The 9,661-nt window shown below is 74.6% G+C and carries 4 protein-coding genes; 2 read left to right on the top strand and 2 right to left on the bottom strand.

The features are described 5' to 3' along the window. The first annotated feature begins 252 nt into the window (after positions 1-252). On the top strand, positions 253-2,970 hold the full coding sequence (gene mutS, locus HJG45_RS26835) for a DNA mismatch repair protein MutS (protein WP_171616905.1): 2,718 nt from the start codon (positions 253-255) through the stop codon (positions 2,968-2,970). Positions 2,971-2,990: 20 nt separating this feature from the next. Next, on the top strand, positions 2,991-5,816 hold the full coding sequence (locus HJG45_RS26830) for a [protein-PII] uridylyltransferase (RefSeq protein ID WP_171616903.1): 2,826 nt from the start codon (positions 2,991-2,993) through the stop codon (positions 5,814-5,816). 92 nt (positions 5,817-5,908) lie between these two features. On the opposite strand, the gene xdhB is transcribed toward HJG45_RS26830, so the two are convergent. Continuing rightward, positions 5,909-8,203, bottom strand: a complete 2,295-nt coding sequence (gene xdhB / locus HJG45_RS26825; protein WP_368040684.1) for a xanthine dehydrogenase molybdopterin binding subunit — start codon at positions 8,201-8,203, stop codon at positions 5,909-5,911. Beyond that, positions 8,200-9,588 (bottom strand): FAD binding domain-containing protein, encoded by a 1,389-nt coding sequence (locus tag HJG45_RS26820; protein WP_171616901.1) that lies wholly within the window; start codon positions 9,586-9,588, stop codon positions 8,200-8,202. Before HJG45_RS26820 ends, xdhB begins: the two co-directional genes overlap by 4 nt. Between the last annotated feature and the right edge of the window lie 73 nt (positions 9,589-9,661).

Raw genomic sequence — 9,661 nt, 5'->3', positions numbered from 1 at the left:
CGAGCCTGCCGGCCGTGCGCCGCGCCATTATGGCGCGGCTGCTCGCTGAGCTTGTCCCACCGATCTGCTGTCCGCATTGCCGACGCCGGTTCCGACCGCCACCAGATCGAATACTGCCCAGGTAGTGTTAGGCAGCCCCCGCCGCCGCCGTGAAGGCGGGCGCTTCGCCGCCGCGAAGCATCGTTTCCGGGCGAAAACGAGCAACCTGCCTCCGGGGCTGCCGCCGGGGCGGCGGACGGGGTAGAGACCGGCATGGACCAGGCCCTCGATTCCGCCCGGCTGCCCAGCGCCGCCGGCGCCTCCCCCGCCATGGCGCAGTGGTTCGGGCTGAAGGCGGCGCATCCGGATGCGCTGCTCTTCTTCCGCATGGGCGATTTCTACGAGCTGTTCTTCACCGATGCCGAGGCGGCGGCCGAGGCGCTCGACATCGCCCTCACCTATCGCGGCGAGCACCAAGGTGAGCGCGTCCCGATGTGCGGCGTGCCGGCGCACAGCCATGAGAGCTACCTGGCACGGCTGATCCGCCGCGGCTTCCGCGTCGCCATCGCCGAGCAGATGGAGACGCCGGAGGAGGCGAAGCGGCGCAAGGCGAGCGCGGTGCGGCGCGAGGTGGTGCGCCTCGTCACCCCCGGCACCGTCACCGAGGAGACACTGCTGGACGCGGCGCGGCCGGCCTGGCTGCTGGCCCTGGCGCCGGAGGGAGACAGGTCGGGGGAGAAGGAGGGCGAGCGGCTCGGCGCCGCCTGGCTCGACCTCTCGACCGGCGCCTTCGAGACCGAGGCGCTGGCGGCGGGCGAGCTGCCGGCGCTGCTGGCGCGGCTGGAGCCGGCCGAGGTGCTGGCGCCGGCGGCGCTGGCAGCGGCGCTCCCTGGCGCCGTGGAGGCGAGCCCGCCGCGCGACGGCGCCCGGCGCCTCGCCGAGGCCTTCGGCGTCGCCACGCTGGATGGCTTCGGCAGCTTCTCGCCGGCCGAGACGGCAGCGGCGGCGATGGCGCTCGACTATGTCCGCGCCACCCAGAAGGGCGAGGCCGGCCGCGCCCTGCCGCATCTCTCCCGCCCGGTGCCGCGCGGCGGCCGCGGCGTGCTGCAGATGGATGCCGCGACCCGCCGCAGCCTCGAGATCCTGAAAAGCGAGCGCGGCGGCGGGCGCGACTGCCTGCTCGGCGCCGTCGACCGCAGCGTGACCGCCGCCGGGGCGCGGCTGCTCGCCGACCGGCTCGGCTGCCCGCTGGCCGAGCCAGGGCCGATCGCGGCGCGGCACGATGCGGTGGCGGCGCTGCTGGCGGCGCCGGCGCTGCGCGCCACGATCCGGGCCAGGCTGAAGGGCATGCCGGACATGGCCCGCGCCCTTGGCCGGCTGGCGCTCGACCGCTTCGCGCCGCGCGACCTGGCGGCGATCCGCGACGGGCTGGCGCGCGGCGCCGCCATCGCCGAGGCGCTGGCGCAGCCGGAGGGGCTGGTGCCGGTCCCGCCCCTGCTCGCCGGCTGCGCCCGGGCGCTGCGCCCGGCCGAGGATCCCTCGCCGGAGCTCGCCCGCGCCCTGGCCGAGACCCTGCCGGCGCGGCTCGACGATCCGGGGATCGTGGCGCCGGGCTATGACGGGCAGCTCGACGGCCTGCGGCGGCTGCGCGACGACGCTCGCGGCGCCATCGCCGCGCTGCAGCTCGACCTCGCCCAGGCCTGGGGGGTGGCGAGCGTGAAGGTCCGCCACCACCAGCAATTCGGCTATCTCGCCGAGCTGCCGGCCGCCGCCGGCGAGGCGCTGCTGCGCAACCCACCCGCCGGCGCCACGGGCGATTTCGCCCCGATCCACCGCCAGACCATGGCGAATGGCGTGCGCTTCACCTGCGCCAGCCTCGCCGCCCTCGACCGCCGCCTGTCCGAGGCGGCGGCGGAAGCGGCGCGGCGGGAGAAGGCGATCGCCCGGCACCTGCGCGGGCTCTGCCTCGCCGCCGCGCCGGGGATCGCCGAGGCGGCCGCGGCGCTGGCGGAGATCGACCTGCAGGCCGCCGCCGCCGAGCTCGCCGCCGAGGGCGGCTGGTCCCGGCCGGAGATCACGGCGCGGCCGGAGTTCTGCATCATGGGCGGCCGCCATCCGGTTGTGGCGGCGGCGCTCGCCCGCAACCGCGGCCCCGCCTTCGTGCCGAATGACTGCGACCTCTCGCCGGGACGGCGGATCTGCCTGCTCACCGGCCCGAACATGGCCGGCAAGTCCACCTTCCTGCGGCAGAATGCGCTGATCGCGGTGCTGGCCCAGGCGGGGCTCTTCGTGCCGGCCGAGAGCGCCCGGCTCGGCCTGGTGGACCGGCTGTTCTCGCGCGTCGGCGCCTCGGACGACCTGGCCGGCGGCCGCTCCACCTTCATGGTGGAGATGGCGGAGACGGCGGCGATCCTGAACCTCGCCGGGCCGCGCAGCCTGGTGGTGCTGGACGAGGTGGGGCGCGGCACCGCGACCTGGGACGGGCTCGCCATCGCCTGGGCGGCGCTCGAGGCGCTGCACGACCGCACCCGCTGCCGCACCATCTTCGCCACGCATTTTCACGAACTCACCGCGCTCGCCGGCAAGTTGCCCGAACTCGCGCCCGCCACGATGCGTGCGAAGGAATGGAAAGGCGAGGTGGTCTTCCTGCATAGCGTCGCGCCCGGCACCGCCGAACGGTCCTGGGGCCTGCATGTGGCGAAGCTCGCCGGCGTCCCGCGCGCGGTGCTGGCACGGGCGGCGCAGGTGCTGGCGGCGCTGGAGGCGCGGGCGAAGGGCCTCGACCCGCTCTCGGACGAGCTGCCGCTCTTTGCCCGGCCTGCCGCGGCCGGCGCCGGCGATGCGCCGATGCCGCCCGCAACCCCTCCCGCGACGCATCCCGCCCTGGCCGCGCTGGCGGCGCTCGATCCCGACGCGCTCTCGCCGCGGGAGGCGCAGGAGGCGCTGTATCACCTTAAAAGCCTATTGGATGGTGCTGTCCCCGGCGACTGAGTGCGGCTACTCTGGCGGGAATGACCGCCGCCTCCGCTCTTCCCGCCCGGGCCAACGCCCAGCGCCATCCGGTGCTGGCCGAGATGCCGAGTGTCATCCCGGACCTGATCGCCGAGTTGACCGGGGAAGCCGGAGGAGGCCCGATCCGCCGGGAGGATGCGCTCGACACGCTGCGGCGGCATCTCGGCCGTATCCAGGGCACGGTGCAGGAGAGCTTCGAGGCGCATGAGCTCTCCGGCCTCGCCGCCGCCCGCTGGCTGGCGGCGCTGAGCGACGGGCTGATGCTGGCGATCCATCACTACGCCCTGGCGATGGTGCCGGCGCGCGGCGCCGCGGAGCTGGCCGAGCCGCCCTTCGCCCTGGTCGCGACCGGTGGCTACGGCCGCGGCGTGCTGGCGCCCTATTCCGACATCGACCTGCTCTTCCTCTCCGACCGGACGGCCGGTCCGCGGGCGCAGCGGGTGGTGGAGTTCGTGCTCTACCTGCTCTGGGATCTCGGGCTGAAGGTCGGGCACGCCACCCGCAGCATCCAGGACTGCCTGGACGAGAGCACCAAGGACGCGACCATCATGACCGCCCTGGTCGATGCGCGCTTCCTGGCCGGCGAGCGGCCGATCTTCGACCGCTTCACCGAGACCTTCGCCCGCATGCGCGAGCAGCGCGGCCTCGGCCCCTTCCTCGCCGCCAAGCGGGCCGAGCGCGCCGCCCGGCATGCGCGCTACGGCGACAGCCCCTATCTGGTGGAGCCGAACGTCAAGGAGGGACGCGGCGGGCTGCGCGACCTGCAGACCCTCTACTGGCTGGCCCGCTACGCCTTCAACACCCAGCGCATGCCAGATCTTGTCGGGCCGGAGAGCCCCGGCGGCGGCCTGCTGACCGAGCACGAGGCGCGCGCCATCCGCCGCGCCTGGGACTTCCTCTGGACCGTCCGCTTCCACCTGCACTACGTCGCCGGCCGCGCCGAGGACCGGCTGACCTTCGACTTCCAGCCCGTGGTCGGCGCCCGCATGGGCTACACCCCGCGCGGCCGGCAGGACGGCGTCGAGCGCTTCATGAAGCACCTGTTCCTGACGGTGCGGGACGTGCTCCGCCTGACCCGGGTGCTGGAGCCGGCGATCGAGCGGGCATCGCTCGGCCCGCCCGCCACCCGGCGGCAGGGCGATGCGGCGCTGGCCGAGGCGGGCCTCGCCTTCGCCGACGGCAAGCTGGTGGCGGCGCCGCCGAACCGCGACTTCTCCCGCGAGCCGATCCTGATGCTGCGGATCCTGAAGGCGGCGCGGGACCGCAAGCTGGAGATCCACCCCCTCGCCATCCGCGCCCTGATCCGCAACGCCCATCACGCGATCGAGCTGCGCGGCACGCCGGAGGCCAACACCCTCTTCCTCGACCTGCTGACCGGCCGCGACGCCGCCACCTGGCTGCGGCTGATGAACGAGACGGGCTTCCTCACCCGCTTCATCCCCGATTGGGGCCGCATCGTCGGGCTGATGCAGTTCGACACCTACCATGTCTACACGGTGGACGAGCACACCATCGAGGCGATCGGGGTGCTGCAGCAGGTCGAGCGCGGCGAGCTGGCCGAGGCGGCGCCGGTCGCCTCCGAGCTGATCAGCCAGCTGCAGTCGCGCCGGGCGCTCTACATGGCGACGCTGCTGCACGACATCGCCAAGGGCCGCGGCGGCGACCACTCGGAGCTCGGCGCCCGCATCGCCAGCGAGCTCGGCCCCAGGCTCGGCCTGACGCCGGAGGAGACCGAGACCGTCTCCTGGCTGGTGCTGCACCACCTGCTGATCAGCCAGACCGCCTTCAAGCGCGACATCGAGGATCCGAAGACCATCCTCGACATCGCCGACCTGGTGCAGTCGCCCGAACGGCTGCGGCTGCTGCTGGTGCTGACGGTCTGCGACATGCGGGCGGTCGGGCCCAAGGTCTGGAACGGCTGGAAGGCGACCCTGCTGCGCGAGGTCTACTGGCGCGTGGCCGAGGTGCTGGCCGGCGGGCTCTCCGTGCCCGAGCGCGACGTGCGCGTCGCCCGGGCGCGGGAGGCGGCGGCGGCCATGCTGGCGGGCTGGCCCGAGGCGGACCGCGGGCATTTCCTCGGCCTCGGCTATCCCGGCTACTGGCTCTCCTTCGATGCCGAGACGCATGCCCGCCATGCCGAGCTGATCCGCGAGGCGGAGGCCTGCAAGGCGCCGCTCACGGTCAAGACCCGGGTGCTGGAGAGCCGGGCGGTGACCGAGATCACCGTCTACGCCGCCGACCATCCCGGCCTGTTCAGCCGCATCGCCGGGGCGCTCGCCGTCGCCGGCGCCTCCATCGTCGATGCCCGCATCCACACGCTCACCAACGGCATGGCGCTCGACACCTTCTGGGTGCAGGACGCCGCCGGCGGCGCCTTCGACGCGCCGCACCGCCTTGCCCGGCTCTCGGTGCTGATCGAGCAGGCGCTGTCGGGCCGGCTGCGGCTGAAGGACGAGATCCGCAAGGTGCGGCGGGAGCCGGCGCGGCTGCGCGCCGTGACCGTGCCGCCGCGGGTGGTCTTCGACAACCACGCCTCCAACACCCATACGGTGATCGAGGTGAACGGCCGCGACCGGCCGGGCCTGCTGCACGACGTGACCGCCGCGATCAGCGACCAGGGGCTGCAGATCGGCTCCGCCCACATCACCACCTATGGCGTGCGGGCGGTCGATGTCTTCTACGTCAAGGACGTGTTCGGCCTGAAGGTCGAGAACGAGCGCAAGCTCGGCGCCCTGCGCCTGGCCATGGAGGCGGCGCTGGCGCCGCCGGGCGAGGGCGGCGGCGCGGTGATGCCGACCCCGCGTGCGGCGGCCGATCGGGCGTAGCCTCCCCACGACGCGGCTGCGCGGCCTCGTGGGGGCCCGGGATTCGCCTCGGGGCCCGAAGCACGTCCCGGCGGGCGTCCTGCGGGCCGGGCTCAGCCCCCGCGGATCGCCATCAGCACCCGCTCCGGCGTCGCCGGCGCGTCCAGCCGGTCGGTGCCGATCGCATCCTTCAGCGCGTTCCACACCGCCGTCGCCAGAAGCAGCGGCGGCTCGCCCACCGCCTTCGAGCGGAAGATGGTCTCCGAGCGCGCCGGCGCCCCCTCCAGCAGCCGCACCCGCAGCACCGGCGGTACGTCCCGGCTGCCCGGGATCTTGTAGGTGGAGGGGCCGAGGGTGCGCAGCCGTCCCTCGGCATCCCACCACAGCTCCTCGCAGGTCAGCCAGCCGAGGCCCTGGACGAAGGCGCCTTCCACCTGGCCGAGATCCACCGCCGGGTTGAGGCTGCGGCCGCAATCCTGCACCAGATGCGCGGCGAGGCAGCGATGCTCGCCGGTCAGCAGGTCGACCGCCACCTCCACCGCCGCGGCGCCGTAGGAGAAGTAGAAGAAGGGCTCGCCGCGCATGGCGGCGCGGTCCCAGTGGATGTCGGGGGTGCGGTAGAAGCCGGTCGCCGAGAGGGAGACCCGCTGCATGTAGGCGAGCCGGGCGAGTTCGCCGAATTCCATGGCGCGGTTGCCGCCGGCCGTCACCTGGCCCTCGGCGAAGGCGATCTCCTCGGCCGGCACACCCCATTCCGCCGCCGCCACCGCCGCCATTCGGCCGCGGATCGCGCTCGCCGCCGCATGCGCCGCCCAGCCATTGAGGTCGCTGCCGGTGCTGGCCGCGGTGGGCGAGGTGTTCGGCACCTCGGCCGTGCTGGTGGCGGAGAGGGCGATGCGGTCCACATCGACGCCGAAGACGCTGGCCACCACCTGCGCCACCTTGATGAAGAGCCCCTGCCCCATCTCCGTGCCGCCATGGTTCAGGCGGATCGAGCCGTCGGTGTAGACATGCACCAGCGCGCCGGCCTGGTTCATGTGCATCTGGCCGAAGGAGATGCCGAAGGCGAGCACCATGCTGCCGAGGCCGCGGCGCAGCGTCGGATGCGCGGCGTTGAAGGCGGCGATCTCCCGCCGCCGCGCCGACCAGTCCGCATCCCGCTGCGCCTCGGCCCAGACCCGGCGGATCAGCGCCCCCTCCAGCGCCTGGCCATAGGGCGTCTCGGCGCCGTTCTCGCCGCCGGCGAAGTTGCGCGCCCGCACCGCCTCCGGCGGCTGGCCGAGCGCGCCCGCCACCCGGTGCACCACATCCTCGATCAGCAGCGCCCCCTGCGGCCCGCCGAAGCCGCGGAAGGCGGTGTGGCTGACGGTGTTGGTCCGGCAGGCCAGCGCCCGCAGCGCCACATCCGGCACGTCGCAGCAGCCGAGCGCATGAGTGATGGCGCGGAAGACGACGCCGGCGGTGAGGTCGAGGCTGTGGCCCGCATCCGCCGCCAGGGTGGCGTCGAGCGCCAGGATTCGGCCCGTGCCGTCGAAGCCGGCCTGCCAGCGATAGAGGAAGGGGTGGCGCTTGCCGGTCGCCGCCATGTCCGCCTTGCGGGACAGGCGCAATTTCACCGGCCGCCCGGTATGCCGCGCCGCCAGCGCCGCCGCCGCGGCCACCCAGCTCGCATTGCTCTCCTTGCCGCCGAAGCCGCCGCCCATGCGGCGCGTCACCGCGGTGACGCGGCTGAAGGGGCAGCCCAACACGCGGGCCGCGATGTGCTGCACCTCGGTCGGGTGCTGGGTGGAGGAATGGATGGTCATCTCGCCATCCTCGCCCGGCAAGGCGAGGGCGATCTGGCCCTCGAGATAGAAATGCTCCTGCCCGCCGGCGCGGAACTCGCCCGCGAGCCGGTGCGGCGCCGCGGCAAGGGCGGCGGCGGCATCGCCGCGGCGGATCTCCTGCGGCGGCATCACCCAGGCCTCGCGGGCGATCGCCTCCTCGAGGCTGAGGATCGCCGGCAGCGGCGCGATCTCCGGCCGCAGCGCCGCGGCGCCGGCCAGCGCAGCGTCGCGCGTCATGCCGACCACGATGGCGAGCGGCTGCCCGGCATGCTCCACCATGCCCTCGGCCAGCAGCGGCTCGTTGCTGCCGGCTGAGGCGATGTCGTTGCGGCCGGGAATGTCTCCCGGCCGCAGCACCGCGACGATGCCGGGCAGGGCCAGGGCCGGCGCCGGGTCGAGCGGCGCCAGCCTGCCATGCGCGACCGGGGAGAGGGCGAGCGCCGCATGCAGCAGGCCGGGCGGCTCGGGCAGGTCGTCGAGGAAGCGGGCCTCGCCGGTCGCGTGCTTCAGCGCGCTGTCCTGCCGCAGCGCGGCGCCCATGCCGCGCGCGGCGGCCTGCGGGGGTGCGGGATGCGCCGTCACAGCGCGTGGACCTCGAGCGGCAGGTCCGGGCGGGCGATGCGCCAGTGCAGGCGGCGCAGCAGCCCCTGCGCCGCGGCGAGGCGATAGGCGGCGCTGCCGCGCCAGTCGGAGAGCGGCGCGACATCCTGCGCCAGCGCCGCCGCCGCGGCCTCGAAGGCAGGACGTGCCAGGGGCGCCCCCGTCAGCGCCGCCTCGGCCGCCCGGGCCCGCGCCGCCATTGGCCCCATGCCGCCGAAGGCGAGCCGGGCCGCGGCCACGCGCCCCGCCTCGACGCGCAGCAGGAAGGCGCCGCTCACCGCCGCGATGTCCTGGTCGTGTCGCTTCGACAGCTTCTCGCAGACGAGGATCTCGCCCGCGGCGGGGCGCGGCAGGCGGATGGCCAGGATGACCTCGTCCGGCGCCAGCGTGGTGCGGCGATAGCCGGTGAGGAACTCCTCCACCGCGCACGCCCGCTCCCCCCGTGCCGAGGCGATGCGGAGCCCGGCGCCCAGGGCCAGCAGCACCGGCAGGGCATCGCCGATGGGCGAGGCGGTGCCGAGATTGCCGCCGAGCGTGCCGAGGCTGCGGATCTGCCGCGAGCCGAGGCGGCGCAGCAGGGCGGCGAAGGGCGCCAGCCCGCCATCGAGCCAGGGCAGCAGCCGCCCATAGGGCAGCGCCGCGCCGATGCTCAGCCCCGCCGCATCGCCCGTGCAAGCCTGCAATTCCGGCACGGCGTCGAGCGCGATGACGGCGGCGGGGCGCTGGCGGTGCTCGCTCGCCAGCAGGCCGAGATCGGTGCCGCCGGCAAGCAGCAGCGCCGCGGGATGCGCCGCCCGCAGCCGCAGCAGCTCGGCGAGGCTCGCCGGGTGGTGGAAGACCTGGCCCTCGGCAGTGAAACACGCCGTGCCGGCCACCGGCAGCACGGGCGGCGGCGCCCTGTCATCCTGCATGGCGGCGAGGGCGTCGAGGATCGGCCGGTAGCCGGTGCAGCGGCAGAGATTGCCCGCCAGCGCCTCATGCGGGTCGCCGCCCTCGCGCGCCTGCGCCCAGGCGGCCATGACGATGCCGGGCGTGCAGAAGCCGCATTGCGTGGCATCCGCCTCGGCCAGGCGGCGCTGCACCGGATGCGGCCCGCCCTCCTCGCCGCGCAGCCCCTCCACCGTGCGGATCGCGCGCCCATGCATCTGGCCGAGCATGGCGAGGCAGGCATTGATCGGCGCCCGGCCGCCATCCGCCGCCTCCAGAACCACCGTGCAGGCGCCGCAATCGCCTTCGGCGCAGCCCTCCTTCGTGCCGGTGAGGCCGGCCGGGCCGCGCAGCCAGTCGAGCAGGGTCATGGTCGGCGAGGTGCCGGCCGGCAGGCTGACCGGCGCGCCGTTGAGCAGGAAGCCGATGCGGTCGCTCATGGGTCGCAGTCTCGCATGGCTCCGCCTTTCATAGGATTGAGCTTAGCCATTTCCGTGCCGCGCCGCCCGCTTC

Source organism: Roseicella sp. DB1501, assembly GCF_013112485.1.
In the GTDB taxonomy this organism is placed as follows: Bacteria; Pseudomonadota; Alphaproteobacteria; order Acetobacterales; family Acetobacteraceae; genus Paracraurococcus.
The sequence above is the reverse complement of the archived record's forward strand: the minus strand, read 5'-3'. Positions and strand labels throughout refer to the sequence as shown.

Coding starts and splice junctions, on each gene's coding strand:
- HJG45_RS26830 (WP_171616903.1), top strand. CDS start 2,991: ATGACCGCCGCCTCCGCTCTTCCCGCCCGGGCCAACGCCCAGCGCCAT.
- HJG45_RS26820 (WP_171616901.1), bottom strand. CDS start 9,588: ATGAGCGACCGCATCGGCTTCCTGCTCAACGGCGCGCCGGTCAGCCTG.
- mutS (WP_171616905.1), top strand. CDS start 253: ATGGACCAGGCCCTCGATTCCGCCCGGCTGCCCAGCGCCGCCGGCGCC.